This window comes from Micrococcus sp. CS26, assembly GCF_055522295.1.
Genome location: NZ_JBVFVY010000070.1, coordinates 1 through 348 on the forward strand (window position 1 = coordinate 1; position 348 = coordinate 348).

1 protein-coding gene is annotated in these 348 nt (G+C 69.8%); it reads left to right on the forward strand.

Annotated features, from left to right (window positions below; all coding sequences use genetic code 11):
• A partial coding sequence (locus tag ACZ1IK_RS11250) for a DDE-type integrase/transposase/recombinase (protein ID WP_465098527.1) occupies nucleotides 1-348 on the forward strand: 348 nt, incomplete at both ends.

The following is a 348-nucleotide window of genomic DNA, read 5'->3' on the forward strand; positions in this document are numbered from 1 at the left end:
GACGGGGGCGGCTGGCGTGCTCACGGACGTGACAGTGAAGCAGGCCGTGCTTCCAAGCGCGGGCCTGGCCGGCGGGTCGGCTACACCTACCTGCACTCGGCGATCGACGGGTACACCCGCCTGGCGTACACCGAGGCGTTGGAGGACGAGAAGGCGGTGACCACGATCGGGTTCTTCTGCCGGGCGCGGGCGTTCTTCGCCGCCCACGGCATCACCGTGGACCGGGTGGTCACGGACAACGGGAACAACTACCGGGCCGTGGACTTCACCGCCAAGGTGGTCTCGCTCGGGGGCCGGCACCACCGGATCCGCCCCTACACCCCGCGCCATAACGGGAAGGTCGAACGG